Consider the following 17,953-nt stretch of genomic DNA (forward strand, 5'->3'; position numbering starts at 1 on the left):
CTCTGCCGTGCACTCCGTCCACCTGGCCGTGCTGATGACGAGTCACAACCGGCGCGCGAGGACCCTGTCGGCGCTGAGCGCCCTGGAGAGCCAGCGCGGGCTTCCGTCCCACGCCACGCTCGGCGTGCACCTGGTGGACGCGGGCTCCACCGACGGTACTCCGGAGGCCGTGCGCCTCCTCCACCCGTCCGTGGAGGTCATGTCGGTGGGCGCGGACGTCCCCCGTAACCGGGCGATGCGCATCGCGAGCCGCAACAGCCGCAGCGGCGGAGGCGGTGGAGGCTCGCACAGCGGCAGACCGGGCGGCCCGAGCCACCGGTGGACGCACCAGCTGTGGCTCGACGACGGGGTGGAGCTGTTCCCGGACGCCCTCGCCGCCCTCCTGGGCACGGCGGACACGGTCGGATCCGGGGCGGTCGTCGTCGGCGCGGTCCTCGGCGCGGACGGGGGCACGGTGTACTCGGGGCGGCGCGGCCGGTCCCTCACGCTGGTGGAGCCCGGCGGGGAGCGCCCGGAGCCGTGCGACACGTACGACGGGCGGGTGGTGCTGCTCTCGCGGGCCGTGCACGAGCTGGTCGGGGACACCGACAAGGTCTTCGGCCACCGGATGGGCGACTACGACCACGGCTTCCGCGCCCGGCGGGCCGGGGCCCCCGCCTTCGTCGCCCCGTCGCCCGTCGGCGTGTGCGCGCAGGGGCCGGACACCCCCGGCTCCAGGGAGCCGGGGATCGGCGTGCGGGAGGCGCTGCGCCGGGTGACCTCCGTACGGGAGCTGCCGCCGCGCCAGTGGTGGGTGTACTGCCGGCGCCACACCTGGCCGTGGGCGCCGTTCCTGATGGTGTCTCCGTACGCGCGGACCGCGGCCCGGGCCACGATCGGCCGGTGGCGGACGTGAGGGCCCTCGACGGCTCCCGCCCGCCCCGCGTCAGCGCCTGTCCGCGGTGACGCCGACGGCGGGGCGGCCGGTGGGCGGCGGGGGCACGGTGGGACGTCCGGCCGCGGTCCTGGCCGGCTCGGCGCTCGCGGGTGCGGTGCTTCCCGGCGCCGCGCCTGCCGATGTGGCGCTTGCCGGTGTCGCGGTCCTGGGCGGGGCGGCGTACACCGGGATCCGGAGAAGGGCGAGGACGGCCAGGGCGCTGCCCGCCGGCGGTACGAGGACGAGCGCGGGGTGCAGCACCCCCGCGTACACCAGCGTGCCGATCGCCACCGCCACGCCCGCCCACAGTCCGAGGACGACCGCAGTCCCGGGCACGGTGACGCGGATGCGGCGCAGGCGGTGCGTGATGTGGTCGCCGCCGTCCTGGAGCAGGGGGCGCGAGGCGCGGCGCCGGGACGCCAGGACGAGGGCGGCTTCGGCGAGGGCCACGGTCGCCAGCACGGGCAGCGCGGCCCACGCGGTGCGTTCCGGCGGTGCCGCCACGTGGATCAGCACGCCGGAGGCCGCCAGGAGGAATCCCGTGAACAGCGAGCCGCACGCCCCGGGGCGGATGCGCGCGGGGTGCCAGTTGTGGAGCAGGAAGCCGATGAGCCCCGCGAGCAGCACGGCGGGCAGCAGGGCGAGCCCGGACCGGCCGTCGACGGCGGCGCAGGCGAGCAGCCCGGCGGCGGTGACGGCACCGACGGTCGCCAGCACCCCGTCGGAGGTGTCGAGCAGGGCGAAGGCGTTGGTGACGAGGACGATCCAGATCACGGCCAGGACCCCCGCCACCGGTGACAGGCCGGCGAGGCATACGGCGAGCGTGGCGGCGGCCGTCTGGACCGCCACCCGCAGGGGAATCCCGAGCGGCCGCACATCATGGACGAGCCCGAGGGCGGCGACGGTCCCGGCCCCGGCCAGCAGTCCTGCGACGGCGCGTCCGGAGCCGCCCGCCGCGCCGAGCCCCCAGCCGGCGGCGGCAGCCGCACCGACACCGAGGACGAGGGTCGCGCCGCCCAGTCTGCGGACCACCCCGGCACGCGACGGGCGCCCGCCCGGCTCACGGCCGGCTGCGGAACCGAGCGCCGCACGGCGGACGCCCTTGGCGAGTACGACCGTGATGAACAGCGCGGCCACACCGGAGGCGATGATCCCAAGCACGTTCACCTGCCCTGCCTTTCCTCGTTCGTGAACAGCGGCACGCGGGGCGCCGGGCAACCGGTGGAACGGCGGAGGCCCGGCGCTCGTCCGGTCGCGGTGTCGGGGTGACGTGGGACGCCAGTCGAGTGGCGTTTCTCCCCAACCTACGGGGCCGATGTCCCTATTCACCCCGAATAACACGAAAAAGGCGGTGATTCCCTGATCTCTTGGCCGGAGGTACGTGTGACACCCCTGGCCGGACCCCTCAGACCGCAAGGACCTCCCGTGTGTCCCGGCCGTCCACGAACGTCGTCACGATCCCGATGTCACCGATCCGCGCGGGGTCCACCCGGTGCGGGTCGTCGCCGAGGACGGCCAAGTCGGCGCGCCTGCCCGGGGAGAGCGTGCCCGCCGTGTCGTCCCAGCGGCAGGCGTGTGCCCCGGCGACCGTGTAGGCGCGCAGGGCCTCATCTACGCCGATCGCCTCCTCCCCGCCGATGATCCGGCCCGACACGGAGGTCCGTTCGACCATGAACTGGACCGCCCGCAGCGGGGAACCGTCCGTGACGGGCCGGTCGGAGCTGCCGACGAGGGTGACGCCGTGGTCCAGGAACCCCCTGCCCCGGTACATCCAGCCGGCCCGCCGCTCCCCCATCACCGTCGCGTAGTCGTCGCCGAAGTAGCGCAGGAAGCTGGGCTGGACCACCGCGCTGACCCCCAGCCCGGCGAAGCGGGGCAGCTGGTCGGGGCGGATCAGCCCGGCGTGCTCGATACGGTGGCGCGCGTCCGGCCGGGGCTTCAGCTTCTGGGCTCGTTCCAGGGCGTCCAGCGCGAGGTCGGCGGCGCGGTCCCCGATGGCGTGGACGGCGAGCTGCCATCCGGCGAGGTGGCCGTCGACGATGAGGCGCGTGAGCCGCTCGGGGTCGTCCTGGAACCGGCCGGTGTCGTCCGTCCCTTCGTACGGGGAGGTGAGCGCGGCCGTGCGCGCCATCATGCCGCCGTCGGTGTAGATCTTCAGGGCTCCCAGGGAGAGCCAGTCGTCGCCGAATCCGGTGCGCAGCCCGAGGTCCAGGGCCTCGGTGAAGCCGTCGTCGGGGTGGGTGGCACGGGTACGGAGGGTGTCTCCGGAGGCCATGAGCTGGACGCGCAGGGGCAGCCGGCCCCGGTCGCGGAGCAGTTGGTAGGCGCCGAGTTCGACGGGGCTGTGGCCGAGCAGCCCGCCGCCGATGCCGGCCTCGGCGCAGGCCGTGATCCCCTCGGCGAGGCAGACGCGGGCGGCGTGCTCGATGGCGTCGGCGAGCTCCTCCTGGGAGTACGGCAGCCGCAGCCGGCGGGCGGCGGTCATTGCACTTTCGGCCAGGAAGCCGTTCTCGTGCTCCACGTCGGCCGGCAGCAGCTCCAGGACGGCGGTGTTGACGACGCAGGCGTGTCCGGAGTCGTGCATCAGAAGGATCTTGCGGCCGTGGCTGACCCGGTCCAGTTCGGCGGCGGTCAGATGGCGGCCCAGGGCCCGCTGGTCGTACCCGGCGAGATCCAGCCAGGCGCCGGGAGGTGCGGAGCGGCGCGCGGCATCGTCCACGACGGCGAGGATGTCCTCGATCCGCTCGCAGGGGGCGATGCTCGGCGTACGGGCCTTCAACCCGGCCCAGGCCAGGTGGACATGGCTGTCGATGAAGCCGGGCAGCACGGTGGCGCCCTGGAGGTCGATCACCTCGCGGGCCGGGAGGGAGGTCACCGCCTCGTCCAGGCCGACGATCCGGCCCCGCCAGATGCCCAGGTCACGGGCGACGGGATGGTGCGGGTCCATCGTGAGGATGCGGGCGTTCGTCAGCCTCGTACAGAGCATGGGAGGTCCCTCCCCGTCGCGGTCGGACCCACGGCGCGCGGCCGGAGAGCGGGCCGGGCCAAGCTAACCCGCAGGTCCCTGCCTGTCGATGTCAGGGTGCGATTCAAGCCGACCTGAGCTGTCAACCGTGCTGTGAATCATGGGCCGTTGTGCTCTTAGGTAAGGCTTGCTTTACTGAGGCGCCGGTCCATCGCTCTTCCAAGGAGGCACCTCCATGCGGGTCGTCATGTTCGGTTACCAGACCTGGGGGCATCGCACCCTGCAAGCGCTGCTGGACTCCGAGCACGACGTGGTGACGGTCGTGACGCACCCGAGGAGCGAGCACGCCTACGAGAAGATCTGGAGCGACTCGGTGGCCGACCTGGCGGAGAAGCACGGCATCCCCGTGATCATCCGCAACCGGCCGGACGGCGAACTCCTGGACCAGCTCAAGGAGGTGGCCCCGGACATCATCGTGGCCAACAACTGGCGGACGTGGATCCCGCCGGAGATCTACAACCTGCCGGTCCACGGCACGCTGAACATCCACGACTCCCTGCTGCCCGCCTACGCGGGCTTCTCGCCGCTGATCTGGGCGCTCATCAACGGCGAGCCGGAAGTCGGCGTCACCGCCCACCTGATGGACGAGGAGCTGGACGCGGGCGACATCGTCGTCCAGCGGTCGGTCGCCGTCGGACCGACGGACACGGCCACCGACCTCTTCCACCGGACGGTCGACCTCATCGCCCCGGTCACCACCGAGGCGCTGGGCCTGATCGCCTCGGGGCAGACCGAGTTCACCCGGCAGGACCGGTCGAAGGCCAGCTTCTTCCACAAGCGGGCCGAGGAGGACATCCGTATCGACTGGAACTGGCCGGCGCAGGACCTGGAGCGTCTGATCCGCGCCCAGTCCGCTCCGTACCCGAGCGCCTTCACCTTCCACAAGGGGCAGCGGCTCGAAGTCGTCTCCGCTGTCGTGTCCGAGGGCCGCTACGGCGGAACCCCGGGCCGGATCTTCTACCGCGAGGGCGACGGCGTCGTGATCGTCGCCGGAGCCGATGCCCGAACCGGCCGCAACCACGGTCTGGCCATCACCCGCGTACGGACCGGGGACGGCCGCGAACTTCCCGCGACCGAGTACTTCACCTCGATGGGCGGCTATCTCACCGGCCGCCCCTGACGATCGGGACCCTCACCCATGCGTACCGCACGTGCCCGGCACTACCTCATGTGCCGGCCCACCTACTTCGACGTGGTCTACTCCATCAACCCGTGGATGGACCCGAAGAAGCCTGTCGACACTCCGCTGGCCATCGCCCAGTGGGAGCGACTGCGCGAGGTCTACCTGAGCCTCGGGCACACCGTCGACACCATCGATCCCGTCCGTGGTCTCCCCGACATGGTCTTCGCCGCCAACGGCGCCACGGTCGTCGACGGGCGCGCCCTCGTGGCGCGTTTCCGTGACGCCGAACGCGTCGCCGAGGGACCGGCGTACCACGACTGGCTGCGCGCCAACGGGTTCCCGGACCTGCGTACCGCGAGCGTCGTCAACGAAGGGGAGGGCGACTACCTGCTCGTGGGCGACGTCCTCCTCGCCGGGACCGGGTTCCGCAGCGATCCCCGCTCGCACGACGAGGCCCAGGAGTTCTTCGGCCGCCCGGTGATCGGGCTGACCCTCGTGGACCCCGACTACTACCACCTGGACACCGCCCTCACCGTGCTCGACGAGAAGACCGTCGCCTACTACCCGCCGGCCTTCTCCCCCGGCAGCCTCGCCGTACTGCGACGGCTCTTCCCGGACGCCGTCCTCGCCTCGGCCGAGGACGCCGCGGTGTTCGGGCTCAACGCCACATCGGACGGGCTCAACGTGGTCCTGCCGCAGAACGCGACGGCTCTCGCCGAGCAGCTCCGCGACCGAGGCTTCCGCCCGGTCGGCGTGGACCTCTCCGAACTCCTCAAGGCGGGCGGCAGCGTGAAGTGCTGCACGCTGGAGCTCCGGCCCGCGCGCTGACCTCCGCTCCTGGTGCCCCCGTCCGGGTCGTCGACCCGGACGGGGGCATCCGTCCTGCCCGGCGGTGACCGCGGCCGGCCCGGTTCGGCGCCGGACCGTGGTGACCGGCCCGGTGACGGCCGCTCAGGTAACATCGGCGGCGCCAAGCATGCGCCGTGGGGGGAGCGGAGATGGTCGCGAAGTACGTCGTCTCGCCGCGCGGCGGTCGTGGCGTCCACCCCGACATCACGTCCGCGCTCCTGGCCGCGGCCGGACGGAGACGGGCAGCGCTGATCGAGATCGCGCCCGGCCGGTACGAGGAAGCCCTCACCGTCCGGGGAGAGGTCCGTCTGGTCGCGTCGGGCGGGCCCGGCTCCGTGGTGGTGGGCCGGGCACGCGGACCCGCCCTCGACACCTACGGAACGGTCGGTGTCGAGGGCCTCGTGCTGATCGGACGCGACGCCGATGTCGTCGGCTGCCACGCCGGGACGCTGACGCTCGACCGGGCGGAGATCCGGGCGTACAGCGGCATCGGGGTGCACGCGAGGCCCAACACCTCCGTCACACTGCGGGACAGCGTGGTCCTGCACGGCCGGACGCTCTTCTCCGGGGCGCGTGGGCTCGTCGAGCGGTGCCGCTTCACGGACGCCGTCGACAACGCGATCGCGGTGATCGAAGGCGCCGACGTCACGGTCCGGGACAGCCGTGTCGAGGGCAGCCGGATCCACGGCGTACGCGTCAGTGGTGCGCGTGCCGAGGTCACCGGGTGCGAGCTGACCGGTACCGGGCTCGCGGCCGTCATCGCGGACACGCAGGCGGAGCTCACCGTGTCGGGCTGCACCATCGACGCCGTGCACGCCGAGGGGATCGGCTTCATCGAGCAGTCCCGGGGTTCCGTGGACAGCACGCGCGTCACCGACGCCCAGCACGGGATCGCGGTGGCGAGCGGCGCCGACCCGGTGGTGCGCGGATGCACCTTCGCCCGGTGCCGTGACACGGGGATCAACGTCCGGGCCTCGGGGCGGGGCAGGTTCGAGGAGTGCGAGGTGTCCGACGCGGGCAACGCCGCGGTGTTCTCCACCGAGGGCGGCTCCCCCGGGGTCCACGGCTGCCGCATCTCGGGGGGCAACGTCGGAATCGCCGTCACCGAAGCCGCCCGGGGCCGCTTCACCCGGGTCGTGATCGAGGACCTGACGAGCGTCGCCCTGCGGGTCCGGGACGGAAGCAGCGCCGTGTTCGAGCACATCCGGGTCGAGCGCTGCCCGTCACAGGTGGAGACGCTGGGGAACGGCGGCACCACGGCCGACATCACCGACGCGGTGTTCCGTGACTTCGACATGTCCGCCGCCGAGGTCCTGGGCCAGTCACGGGTCAGGCTGAGAAACGTGTCGGCGGAGCGCGGAACGCTGGGCTTCGGCGTCGGCGAGCAGGCCCAGCTGCACCTGCACGACTGCACGGTCAAGGCCGTGAGCAGGTGCGGGGTCATCGCCTTCGGCAAGGGGAGGCTCGTCGCGAGGAACCTCACCGTGACCGGCTCGGGCACGCTCGGCCTCGGCGGCAGCGACTCCGCCCATCTGGACGTCGCGGAAAGCGAGTTCACCGACTGCGCGGTCGTCGGAGTGAGCTTCGGGGACAGGTCCGGCGGCCGGCTGGCGGACTGCTCCGTGCAGGGGACGCGAGGCGATGGCGTACGGCACAACGGTCTTGTCGAGCTCGTCTCCCTCCGCACGTCGCTGCCGGTGGTCGAACAGGACACGGAGCCCGTCGTACCGCCCCAGACCATCGTCAACAACTTCAACGCGCCGGTCTTCAACGCCGAGGTCCACGGCGTCCAGCTGGCGTGGAACAACAACGAGGCCGTCCAGCAGCAGACCGGAGAGGGCGAAACCCCCACATGAACGACCGCGAGAACGTGCACAATTACGACGGGCCGGTGTTCAACGCCGCTGTCTCCGGCGCCCAGTTCGCCTGGAACAACCAATCGGTCACGCAGAACCAGCAGAACAACAGCACGGTGGCCCCGGGCTTCGAGGGGCTCGCCGCACTGGTCAAGGACCTGCTGCAGCAGCTGCCCGGGGCCGGCCTCGCCGACCGGGACCGTGAGGACGCCGCGGCCGCGGCGGACGAGGTCCTCGCGACGATCAGCGGCCCGGCCACCCCCGAGGAGGGCCGGGTCCGCCGAGCACTGGCCGTGCTCAAGGGGGTGCTGGCCCCCGTCGCGACCGGAGTGGCGGCCGGTACGGCGGTGGGGGCGCAGGAGTGGGCGCAGTCGGCGATCGAGGGGCTGACCCGAATCGTCTGACCGCCTGCACCCACCCGGACTTACGGGTGCCGTGTGCCGTGCCCGGCGCCGTTCAGGGGCGCCAGCTGCCGGCTCAGCCGGAGAACGTCCTCGATGGCCCGGGGGTCGGCGGCGCCACGGAAGAGGGGTACGGGCCGGGCCTCGGGCCCGACGAGCAGGCCGGTCCGCCCGTCGAGCGAGTCGGCGGTGGCGGCGAAGACCGACGACTGGGCGGCCGTGGAAGCAGGTCCGGCGGTGCCACGCTCGAAGGCGCGGCGGACCAGCGGCCACAGCAGGCGCAGCGGCGGGGAGACGATCTCCGGTGACGTCATGGTGCCGTCGGTCATGTCGGTGGCCGCGCCCCCGGGGTCGGCCGCGAATACCGTCACCCCGGTGCCACGGAGGCGTTCGGCCAGGTGCACGGTGTAGGCGAGGTTGGCGAGCTTGGCCCGCCCGTACCAGTGGAAGCCGTAGTAGCCACCCGGGGGTTCCACCGCGTCGAAGGTGCGCTTGGCGGTCTTGATCGCGGCGGAGGAGACGTTGACGATCCGGCTCGGCGCGTCCGCCCGGAGCCGGTCGAGCAGCAGCTCGGTCAGCAGGTACGGCGAGAGGTGGTTCACGGCGAACGACGCCTCGATGCCGTCGACGGTCCGCTGCCGCTGAGCGAACATCGCGCCGACGTTGTTGACCAGCACCCCCCATGGCCCGTCGGCCGCCAACCGCGCTGCCAGCGCACGTACTCTGTCGAGGGATGCCAGGTCGGCGGCGACGAATCGCGGTGCACCTCCGTTCGCGACCGCCGCGATCTGCTCCACGGCGCTCGCGCCCCGCTCGGCGTTGCGGCCGACCACCGTGACGGCGTAGCCGTGCCGCGCGAGCCCCTTCGCGGTCTCCAGCCCGATGCCCCCGGTACCTGCCGTCACTATCGCCCGTCGGCTCATGCCCACCCCTTCACGACTCCACAAACGGATGACTATCCGTTTCGTTGCGGGCACGCTAGCACAAGCGGATGGCTATCCGGTTGGTGTGGGTGGGTGTGGCCGACGTCCTGAGGGGGCTTTCCGCCGCCTTCGAGTACGGATACGGGAACGGTGAGGTGTACCGCCGTCAGCGCGGCGGGCGCAGCCCTTCCAGCAGGACGTCGAGGTAGAGGTCCTTGACCTCGCCGCTCCCTGAGCGCACCGCATGTGCCACGCCGCACAGCAGACGGCGCACATCGTCGGCCTCGACGGAGCTGCGGACGGCACCGTTCAGCCGGACGCCGTCCAGCAGGCCCGTGACCGCCCGGTCGAGCTCGGCCTTCAGGTCCGACGTCTGCGCGCCGGAGTCCCCCGTGGCCTCCAGCACGGCCGCGAAGTCGGGGTCGTCCAGCATGCGGTCGAGGGCGAAGCCCAGCAGCCGGCGCAGGCCGGTGAGCGGGTCGTCGGCGCAGGCGGCCGCCTGCGCCTCGTCGACCAGTTCCCGCAAGCGTTCCGCCGAGAGCGCCTCCACCAGGGCATGGCGGTTGGGGAAGTGCCGGTAGACCGTCCCGACGCCCACCCCGGCGAGCCGGGCGACGGCGTTCAGCTGCAGCGAGTTGTCACCGGCAGCCAGCCGCGCACGGGCGACCTGGAGAATCCGGGCGCGGTTACGGGCCGCATCGGCCCTCAGCTCCTTCTCCTGCCCCGCTCCCGGTGTCACCTGCACAGCATAAGCAGCCGCCCGCGGCTCGATCACCGGTGCGCCCGTCACCCGGAGTTCAGGGCGGGGAGGAGCCGCCCGAGCCGGTCGGTACGGGTCCGGCGGGCCGTGGCCGAGATGCCCGCCTGCGGATACAGGGCATCGAACCCGTGGAAGCCACCCGCCCAGACGTGGAGTTCGGCCTGGCCGCCGGCCGCCCGGATACGGGAGGCGTAGTCGGTGTCCTCGTCCCGTAAGACCTCGGCCGAGCCGGTGTCGATGTAGGTGGCCGGCAGGCCCGACAGGTCCCCTGCCACCGACGGCGAGACGTACCCGGACACCTCGGCGCCGGTGAGGTCGCCCAGGACGGCACGCCAGCCGAACTCGTTCATCTCGCGGGTCCAGACGCCGGGCACGCCGGAGTACTGACGGCTGGAGACGCTGGTGTTGCGGTGGTCGAGCATGGGGCAGATCAGCACCTGCGCGGCGATCGCCGGAGCAGCCCCCGGTAGCAGTCGTCGACGAGGGGCGTGCCGGTGGCCTCCGGTGCCAGCCGGTATTCCACGGAGACCCCGACCGCGCCGAACCCGTCGAGCCACTCCAGCGGGATGTCGATCTGCGAGAAGCGGTCGACCATGACCATCTCGCCCCCGTGCATCCAGTTCCACCGAGTGACCAGGTCAGAGCGATTCAATGGGATCACTGGTTCTTCCACGGAGCAGGAAAGTGCCTGCCCCGTGCGGATCCCACCGCCTCGCGAAGGAGCACGGCGTGAAGACCGTTCTGATCACTGGTGCCTCGTCCGGATACGGGCGGGAGAGCACCCTCCACTTCCACGCGCAGGGGTGGAACGTCATCGCCACGATGCGTACGCCGCGTGCGGGCGTCCTGCCCGAGTCGGACCGGATCCGCCTCATCCGGCTCGACGTCACCGAACCCGCGTCCGTCACCGCCGCGTTCGAGGCCGCGGGGCCGATCGACGTCCTGGTCAACAATGCGGGCATCCCTTCGATCAGCGTGTTCGAGGGCACCCCCATGGCACGCGTGCGGGAAGTCTTCGAGACCAACACGTTCGGTGTGATGGCGACGACCCAGGCGGTGCTGCCAGGGTTCCGTGAGCGCGGCTCCGGCGTGGTGGTCAATGTGACCTCCAGCGTGGTGCTGGGCCACATGCCGCTCTCGGCCGTGTACAAGGCGAGCAAGATGGCCGTCGAGGGATTCACCGCGTCCCTCGCACTGGAGCTGGCGCCCTTCGGTGTACAGGCCAAGACGGTCGAGCCGGGCGCCTGCCTGACGACCAACTTCGCCGCCAACGCGACGAACGGCGCCTCACCGGACGAGCTGGTCCCGGCCCCCTACGCGCCCTGGGCGAAGGAGGCCATGGGCTCGTTCACGGGCCAGGACCTGTTCACCGAGGAGAGCGACGTCGCCGAGACGGTATGGCGGGCCGTGCACGACACGACCGGCCAGCTGCGGTTCCCGGCCGGTCCCGACGCGGTCCGGCTCGCCCAGGCGAAGTGACCGGCTGACCGGTCGGCGGGCGAGCGGGTCCGGTACCCCGGCCGCGCATCGTCGGCCCCCGAACTGCAAGAATCCTGGCCCGGCACGCGAGCTGTCCGGGGGTTCCGCAGTGATCGGGGGAAGCATGACGGTGCAGGCATACGCGAGGCGGTGCGAGGAGCTCTTCGTCCTGGGCGGCTACGCCCAGGTACGGATGGCGGCCGGTCAGGGGCTCGCGGAGACGGGCCCCGGTCCGGTGCTCCAGCGGTGGCTCGGCCTCGCGCACGCGGCGGAGGATGACGACGACCACGACGCCGAAGCGGAGGCGGTGTACGAGGAGGGGCTGCGTAACTGGCCCGAGGACCTCGGACTGCTGGTCTCGTACCTGGAGCTGTGCCTGCGTGCCGACAGCTGGGAGCACCCGGGGCGGCAGCGAAGAGCGCAGGCCCTCAAGGAGCGGATCGCCGAACTCGCCCCGCCGGGCACGCCCCGGGCCGCGCAGGTCGAGGCGGCAATGGGGTGGGCGGGCCGGGGCTACTGGGAGGACGCCTGGGCCAAGGCCGACCGGGCCCGGGCCGAGCATGCTTCCCTGCGCGCCGACGTCGGCCGTGCGGAGTCGCACGGAGCACCGGCCGACGCCCACCCCGAGGACCTGCGAGCCGCCGAGGTCGTGGCCACGCTGGAGGTTCTGAGTTCCCGCCGCCATGCTCCCCTTCGTGTGGTGCACCGCTACCGGGTCGTCTCCTACGTGGCGGCGTTCGTGCTGTCGTTCGGCACCAACCAGTTGCTCGTCGGGAGTGGAGTGGCCTCGTTCAGCCTGTGGGGCTGGCTCTGGTACCTGCCGCTGCTTCTGGCGGAGTTGAAGCTCCGAGAGGCCCGGCAGTTGGCCAGGGACAGGGTCCTCGCGGCGGTCGAGGCCCGGCACGCGTCCACGTCATGACGGACCTCGCGACATCCGCTCCGTCCCGGCTCAGGGGGTGGCCACGGCGGGTCCGGCGTGCGGGGGCGCCGTTCTGACCGCGATCAGGGCGACGTCGTCCGAGCCTCCCCCGGCCATGCCTTCCAGGATCTCGTCGCAGAACGCCGGGAGCGGCTCACGGGCCAAGGCCGCGGCATGCTGCCGCAGGCGGGCCAGGCCCCGGCCCAGGTCCTCCTCACGGCGCTCGACGAGGCCGTCCGTGTAGAGCAGTACGGTCGAGCTGGGCGGAAGGGTGTCGGTCGCGGCAGGGCGGTGGCCCTCGGGATCCACCCCGAGCATGACGCTGCGGCCGCCGGTGAGAAATCGGGTCTCGCCGTCGTGCGTCACCAGCAGCGGCGCGGGATGGCCCGCGACCGCGTAGTGCAGCAGCCACGGCTCGTCCCTGCCAAGCCGTTCGACCAGTGCGTAGATACAGGTCAGCGTCTGGTCGGGATAGAGGATGTGATGGGCCGCGTCCAGCCGGGCGAGGATCTTGCCGGGCGGTTCCTTGCGGTCGCAGGCGATCCCGCGCAGCATGTTGCGGGTCTGGCTCATCATGACCGCTGCCCGCAGATCATGTCCCGCGACATCGCCGATGATCAGTGTCATCGCGCCGTCCGGCATCACGAACGCGTCGTACCAGTCGCCACCGACCCGGGCGGACGCACTCGCCGACCGGTACCGGGCCACCACGTCGAGCGGCCCGTCCGTGGGCAGGTCGGGCAGCAGGGATCGCTGCAGACGCTCGGCCGTGTGGCGCGCCTCGGCGTGCAGGCGCGCGTTGTCGACGGCGAGCGCCACCCGGTGAGCGAGATCCTCGACCAGGGACAGGGTGTCCTCGGCCGGCGGGGCTTCGCTGCGGGTACGGGCCAGGGTCAGCACGCCGAGCACCTGGCGCCGGGCTCTCAGCGGGGCGACCACCGCCGTATCGGCCGCGAGCCGCTCGAAGAGTTCCTTCTCCCGGGCGTACAGGGGGTCGTCCGTGTCCTTCGGCGGGGGGAAATCCGTGAGCAGCACGGGGCCCACGCCCAGCAGCGCGCGGGCTACCGAGGCCGCCGAGCCTTCGGCCGTCGGCAGGAGCCCTTCGTCCAGGCCCGGAGAGGTCACGTCGGCGTCCCGGTGCTCGACGACGAGCCTGCGCAGCCGCCCTCGGTCGTCCAGCAGATCGACCGCACACCAGTCGGCGAGGCCGGGGATGAGCGTGCGACAGAGCCGGCGGAGCCCTTGGTCCACGTCGAGTGTGCTGGAAAGGGCCTCTGCCGCGTTGATGAGCAGCGTGAGCCGGTCCAGGGCGTGCTGGACCTCCTCGTCGACCTCGAAACCGTCCGCCGCCTGCTCCGTGCCGTCCGTGACCTGCTCCACGCCTGCGGCGCCGTGCCGAGGCAGGGCGCCTGCGTCGTCCTGTTCCGGGCGCATACCGCTCCTTGCCTCTGTCGTACGTGACCGCCTGTGACCTCGAGCCGTCGGCACTCCCAGTCTCCGGCAGGCGGGTACGCCGGGCATGTGGGCGCGCCCCGTCCACGAGCCATTCGGCGTCGCCCGCCCTTCCGCGTTCGTGGACGGCTGATCCTGCGGCCCCGGTGGTGCTCGCTCAGGTGGAATCGAGCTCGGTGACCAGTTGTCGTGTCTCCAGAAGCAGTTTCCCGCCGACGGCCGCCGCCGTTCCTTGCAGCCGGTGGAAGGTGTCGGTGAGCGAGTCGAGGCAGGCCCAGGCTTCCCGGGAGGCCGCCTCCCGGTCATCACGCAGGGTGTCCGGCGCGGAAGAGGTGAGCAGTTCTGTCTCCAGTGCGCAGATACGCGCGGTCCGGCCCAGCACGTCGGACAGCTGGTGTAAGAAGTCCGGCGACGGCTTCGTGATTTCTGGGTCGTCGCCGATTCCACCGAGCGTGCGTGTGATCGCCAGGACACGGGTGCAGACACGGCCCCACCGCATGTCCTCGGCGTACGGCGGTGGCTTCGGGCCGGTGCGGCGCAGGCGGCTTCCCGGGTTCCAACGCGCTCCCTCCATCGCCCAGTGGCGGGCGTCGCTCACGCCCTGGAGCGACACCGTGAGACGGGCGGCCCTGAGGTGCCGGCCTTCGGACCCCTCAAGCCCGTTCTCCTCGCGCAGTCCGCCCGCCATGGCGTCGAGCAGGTCCGCCGTCTCCCGCGCGAGGCGGCCGAGGCGGTCACGGACGCTGCGCAGGTGGACGGGTGGCAGGACGAACGCGTTGACCAGGAGGCCGATGGCCGCACCGACCAGGGTTTCCAGGAGCCTGTGCCCCACCGTGGAGGTGCTGGACACTCCGGCGGTGATCACGAAGAGCGCTGTGGTGGCACCGTAGATGCCCTGGTTCCCGAAGCGGCGGTAGTTGCCGAGCAGCATTATGAACGGCAGGGTGAGCAGCATGGCGGCCATGGTCCGATCACGCGTCAAAGCCATCGCCCCGGAGGCCCACACGGTACCGAGGGCGATGATGGCGAACTGCTGGGTCCCCGTACGCACCGACTGGTAGACCGTGCTGCCGACCATCGCGATCGCCGTCCACGGAGCCAACAGGGCCATCGGCGCCTGGAACCACCACCCGCTCACCGCCCACGCGGCGATCGCCGCCGCCGCTGCCTTGAGGGACTGGACGAGCGTGTCCCGCTCCGGTCCGGCCACTTCGCGCGCACTGCGGACGGACCGCCGCACCTCCGCCCACTCCCGGCCCACCCACTGCCCGGCGGCCGACCACCGCTTCTCCTCCCCTGCCAACCTGCCCTCTCCCTCGGCGCGTTCTCGATCGAGCTTCCCTGTCGGGCGGTCCTGCTACCGGCTGCCCCCTGGGGCGAGGAGTGAACTCGATGGCGGGAGAAACACAGACGCTGAGATGCGGGGCACCAGGCCGGGTATACGAAACTCCGTGAACCCTCCCCCGACGAAGATCCGCGCATCGGATTCCCCGGCGCCGCTCAAAAAGGCTCTGACCACGCCGTTGCTCTACTTCTTCATCCTGGGAGACGTCCTCGGAGCGGGCGTGTACGTCCTGGTGGGCCAGGTCGCCGCCGAGTCCGGCGGTGCCGTATGGGCCCCCTTGCTCGCGGCGTTGTGCCTGGCTCTGCTGACAGCCGCCTCCTACGCGGAGCTGGTAACCAGATATCCGCGCGCGGGCGGCGCATCGCATTACGCCAGCCTGGCTTATGGGCCGTTCCTCGGGTTCCTCGCCGGATTCTGCATGCTCGCGGCCGGCGTCGTGTCGGTGGCCGCCCTCACCCGAGGGTTCGGCGGCGACTACCTGTCCGAGTTCGTCTCACTGCCCGTGGTGCTGGTGACGCTGGTCTTCCTGGCCTCATTGGCGCTGCTGAACGCGCGAGGCATCAGCGAGTCGACCCGGGCCAACGTCGTCGCCACGGTCATCGAGGTCGGCGGACTGCTCCTGGTGATCGGGCTCGGCGCCTGGATCGTGCTGCGCGGCGACGGAGACGCCGGAAGGCTCACGGACCTCGGCACCTCGCGTGAGGGCCCCGTGGCAGCCCTGCTCAGCGGTGCGGTGCTCGCCTACTACTCGTTCGTCGGGTTCGAAACGTCCGTCAACGTGGCCGAGGAGACCCGTGACCCCCGTCGCTCGTATCCCCGGGCGCTCTTCGGCGCGCTCCTCACCGCAGGCGCGGTGTACGTCCTGGTCGGCGTGGCCGCAGCGGTGGCCGTGCCGACCGGAAAGCTGACGGAGTCCAGCGGGCCGCTCCTCGAAGTAGTCCGGACGGCGGGAGGAGTCCCCACAGAACTCTTCAGCGCCATCGCCCTGGTGGCGGTCGCGAACGGAGCGCTGCTGACGGGCATCATGTCCTCGCGCCTGGCCTACGGCATGGCGCGGGACGGTCTCCTGCCCCGCTTCCTGACGAAGGTCCTTTCCGGCCGGCGCACCCCCTGGGCCGCCATTGCCACGACCACCGCGCTCGCGCTGCTCCTCGCGCTGACCGGCGATGTGGCGACGCTCGCCTCCACGCTGGTCGTGCTGCTCCTGGTGGTCTTCTTCCTCGTCAACACCTCACTTCTCGTGCTGCGTCGCGACGCGGTGTCCCGGGACCATTTCCGGGCGCCGACCCTTGTTCCGGTCCTCGGAGCTGTGTCCTGCGTCGTGCTCGCCACCCAGATCGAACGCGATGTCTGGCTGAGGGCGCTTCTCGTCATGGCCGTCGGCGCGGGGCTCGGCGTCATCGCCGCGGTACGGTCACGGCGCGCCCGTTGCTAGACGTGGGGGATCTCGTCGGTGTCCAGGGACTGGTCGATGATGTTGCGGGCGCAGTCGGAGATCCGCAGTCTGCGTGCTCGGGCATAGGTGCGCAGGGCGTCGTACGCGGCGTCGGGAGTGACGTTCCAGCGTTCGGCGAGGATCCCCTTGGCCTGCTCGATGACGATGCGGCTGGACAGAGCGCGTTGCAGTTGCGTCTTCTCCAACTGCTCCTGCCCGAGGTCGCGCTGCTGGAGAATGGCGATCGTCGCGACGTCCGCGAGTGCCTGCGCGAGTGATGCGTCCTGCGGGCTCAGTGCCTGCCGACCGGTGTGGAAGAGGTTCATCGCCCCCACCGCACGGTCACGGAGGCGAAGAGGGAAGACGTGGCTCGTCTGGAAGCCGCTCCGCCGGGCCCGGTCGGCGAAGGCCGGCCAGGTCTCGTTGGCCGCGGGAACGTGCAGGTCGATGTTGATGCGTTCGGCGCGGGTGCGGTAGCAGTCGAGGCAGGGGCCCTGGTCGTGCTGAATGGCGAAGAGTTCCAGCAGGTGCGTGTTGTGGTCGGACGCGGCGATCGTGTGCAGGAGCCCCTTCTCGTTGGCGAGGAGAATGCCTCCGGCGGCGACGTCGAGCAGGCTGACGCAGTGGGCACACAGCTCCTCGAGGAATTCGATGAGGTCGAAGTCATCGATGAGGGAGTCCGCGACCTGCACGAACACTTGGGACACCTGTTGCTCGCGGGACATGGATGTCATCCCTTCGTCTCCTTGGGTGATTCGGGTTCGGGTTCGGGACGGTCGTCGTCGAGTCGGAGCCGCCGGGAGACGACGTCTTCAGCGGCTTCGACGATGGACCGGTCGTGGCCGTAGGCGTACGCGCGCAGGCGGAGCAGGGCCTCCCCCAGCGGAAGTGCGAGCTGGACACTGAGCATGCCGGTCGCCTGATGGACGACGGCACGGTGCAGCTCTCCGTCCGGCAGCGCGTCCACCCAGGCATCGAAGCGCGATCCTGCCCCGCCGAGGAACTGGAGGGTGAGGGCCGCTGCGAGACCCAGGGAATCATCCGTTTCCTGACCGCTCATGGGACCCGGTGACGCACGGAGTGCGGTGAGAACACCGACGGTGATGCCGCCGAGGGCCAGCGGGAGGCAGAACATGGCCCCGATCGGCAGATGGGCCATGGCCGGAACGAGGGCGGGCCACCGTCCCGAGGCGCCCGGCGCTACCACATCGTGCTCCACCGTCGCCTGGCTGGTGCGCAGGGCGTCCGGACCGGGTCCCTGGCCCAGGGTGAACTGGAGGTCCTCGAACAGGGCACCCACGGAGCCCGATGACCAAAGCTGTTCGGTGGTCCGGCCTTCGACCACCAAGGACACCACGAGATGGTCCATGCCGAGGACCGATACACAGCCCGCGTCCAGTCCTGACCCGACGTCCGTGTGCAGGGCCCGGAGGATCCGGGTCATCTCGGGGCTGAGCACAGGCGGCCACC

The 17,953-nt window shown here is 71.6% G+C and carries 16 protein-coding genes and 1 pseudogene; 8 read left to right on the forward strand and 9 right to left on the reverse strand.

What is annotated here, in order from left to right:
- Window positions 1–7 precede the first annotated feature (7 nt).
- Window positions 8–895, forward strand: coding sequence for a glycosyltransferase family 2 protein (locus ACK8N7_RS03430; RefSeq protein ID WP_500440860.1), 888 nt, complete (start codon window positions 8–10; stop codon window positions 893–895).
- Between the two features lie 30 nt (window positions 896–925).
- Here ACK8N7_RS03430 and ACK8N7_RS03435 read toward each other — a convergent pair whose 3' ends face one another.
- Together ACK8N7_RS03435 and ACK8N7_RS03440 are read right to left on the reverse strand one after the other, a co-directional pair.
- Window positions 926–2,083: an MraY family glycosyltransferase gene (locus ACK8N7_RS03435; RefSeq protein WP_500440862.1), complete on the reverse strand. Its 1,158-nt coding sequence runs from the start codon at window positions 2,081–2,083 to the stop codon at window positions 926–928.
- A 238-nt stretch (window positions 2,084–2,321) separates the two neighbouring features.
- Window positions 2,322–3,902 (reverse strand): amidohydrolase, encoded by a 1,581-nt coding sequence (locus tag ACK8N7_RS03440; RefSeq protein WP_403210897.1) that lies wholly within the window; start codon window positions 3,900–3,902, stop codon window positions 2,322–2,324.
- A 214-nt stretch (window positions 3,903–4,116) separates the two neighbouring features.
- Between ACK8N7_RS03440 and ACK8N7_RS03445 the strand changes: the two genes are divergently transcribed.
- From ACK8N7_RS03445 to ACK8N7_RS03460, 4 genes are all read left to right on the forward strand, one after another.
- Window positions 4,117–5,061 (forward strand): methionyl-tRNA formyltransferase, encoded by a 945-nt coding sequence (locus ACK8N7_RS03445; protein WP_500440864.1) that lies wholly within the window; start codon window positions 4,117–4,119, stop codon window positions 5,059–5,061.
- An 18-nt stretch (window positions 5,062–5,079) separates the two neighbouring features.
- Window positions 5,080–5,892, forward strand: coding sequence for a dimethylargininase (ddaH, locus tag ACK8N7_RS03450; RefSeq protein ID WP_500440866.1), 813 nt, complete (start codon window positions 5,080–5,082; stop codon window positions 5,890–5,892).
- A 170-nt stretch (window positions 5,893–6,062) separates the two neighbouring features.
- Complete coding sequence (locus ACK8N7_RS03455) at window positions 6,063–7,769, forward strand: right-handed parallel beta-helix repeat-containing protein (protein ID WP_500440868.1); 1,707 nt, start codon at window positions 6,063–6,065, stop codon at window positions 7,767–7,769.
- The gene (locus ACK8N7_RS03460; protein WP_500440870.1) at window positions 7,766–8,173 is read left to right on the forward strand and encodes a hypothetical protein; all 408 of its coding nucleotides are present in this window, start codon (window positions 7,766–7,768) and stop codon (window positions 8,171–8,173) included. The genes ACK8N7_RS03455 and ACK8N7_RS03460 overlap by 4 nt, the downstream gene beginning before the upstream one ends.
- 20 nt (window positions 8,174–8,193) lie before the next feature.
- Here the strand turns inward: ACK8N7_RS03460 and ACK8N7_RS03465 are convergent, their stop codons facing one another.
- The 3 genes and pseudogenes from ACK8N7_RS03465 to ACK8N7_RS03475 all read right to left on the reverse strand — a co-directional run.
- The gene (locus ACK8N7_RS03465; RefSeq protein ID WP_500440872.1) at window positions 8,194–9,093 is read right to left on the reverse strand and encodes an SDR family NAD(P)-dependent oxidoreductase; all 900 of its coding nucleotides are present in this window, start codon (window positions 9,091–9,093) and stop codon (window positions 8,194–8,196) included.
- A gap of 166 nt (window positions 9,094–9,259) precedes the next feature.
- Window positions 9,260–9,832 (reverse strand): TetR/AcrR family transcriptional regulator, encoded by a 573-nt coding sequence (locus ACK8N7_RS03470; RefSeq protein ID WP_500440874.1) that lies wholly within the window; start codon window positions 9,830–9,832, stop codon window positions 9,260–9,262.
- Window positions 9,833–9,879: 47 nt separating this feature from the next.
- A pseudogene (locus ACK8N7_RS03475) lies at window positions 9,880–10,472 on the reverse strand (alpha/beta hydrolase fold domain-containing protein); the annotation flags it as partial.
- A 110-nt stretch (window positions 10,473–10,582) separates the two neighbouring features.
- On the opposite strand from ACK8N7_RS03475, the gene ACK8N7_RS03480 reads away from it, so the two are divergent.
- Both ACK8N7_RS03480 and ACK8N7_RS03485 read left to right on the forward strand, forming a co-directional pair.
- On the forward strand, window positions 10,583–11,332 hold the full coding sequence (locus ACK8N7_RS03480) for an SDR family oxidoreductase (protein WP_500440876.1): 750 nt from the start codon (window positions 10,583–10,585) through the stop codon (window positions 11,330–11,332).
- Window positions 11,333–11,456: 124 nt separating this feature from the next.
- Window positions 11,457–12,251, forward strand: coding sequence for a hypothetical protein (locus ACK8N7_RS03485; protein ID WP_403210881.1), 795 nt, complete (start codon window positions 11,457–11,459; stop codon window positions 12,249–12,251).
- A 30-nt stretch (window positions 12,252–12,281) separates the two neighbouring features.
- On the opposite strand, the gene ACK8N7_RS03490 is transcribed toward ACK8N7_RS03485, so the two are convergent.
- Together ACK8N7_RS03490 and ACK8N7_RS03495 are read right to left on the reverse strand one after the other, a co-directional pair.
- Window positions 12,282–13,685, reverse strand: a complete 1,404-nt coding sequence (locus tag ACK8N7_RS03490) for a PP2C family protein-serine/threonine phosphatase (RefSeq protein WP_500440878.1) — start codon at window positions 13,683–13,685, stop codon at window positions 12,282–12,284.
- Between the two features lie 175 nt (window positions 13,686–13,860).
- On the reverse strand, window positions 13,861–15,006 hold the full coding sequence (locus tag ACK8N7_RS03495) for an FUSC family protein (protein WP_500440880.1): 1,146 nt from the start codon (window positions 15,004–15,006) through the stop codon (window positions 13,861–13,863).
- Between the two features lie 115 nt (window positions 15,007–15,121).
- On the opposite strand from ACK8N7_RS03495, the gene ACK8N7_RS03500 reads away from it, so the two are divergent.
- Window positions 15,122–16,483 (forward strand): APC family permease, encoded by a 1,362-nt coding sequence (locus ACK8N7_RS03500; protein WP_500440882.1) that lies wholly within the window; start codon window positions 15,122–15,124, stop codon window positions 16,481–16,483.
- Here the strand turns inward: ACK8N7_RS03500 and ACK8N7_RS03505 are convergent.
- Complete coding sequence (locus ACK8N7_RS03505) at window positions 16,480–17,217, reverse strand: ANTAR domain-containing protein (protein WP_500440884.1); 738 nt, start codon at window positions 17,215–17,217, stop codon at window positions 16,480–16,482. The genes ACK8N7_RS03500 and ACK8N7_RS03505 overlap by 4 nt on opposite strands.
- Window positions 17,214–17,942, reverse strand: coding sequence for an ANTAR domain-containing protein (locus tag ACK8N7_RS03510; protein ID WP_403210872.1), 729 nt, complete (start codon window positions 17,940–17,942; stop codon window positions 17,214–17,216). The genes ACK8N7_RS03505 and ACK8N7_RS03510 overlap by 4 nt, the downstream gene beginning before the upstream one ends.
- Between the last annotated feature and the right edge of the window lie 11 nt (window positions 17,943–17,953).

Origin of the sequence: Streptomyces griseobrunneus, assembly GCF_046713465.1 — a bacterium.
In the GTDB taxonomy this organism is placed as follows: Bacteria; Actinomycetota; Actinomycetes; order Streptomycetales; family Streptomycetaceae; genus Streptomyces; species Streptomyces microflavus.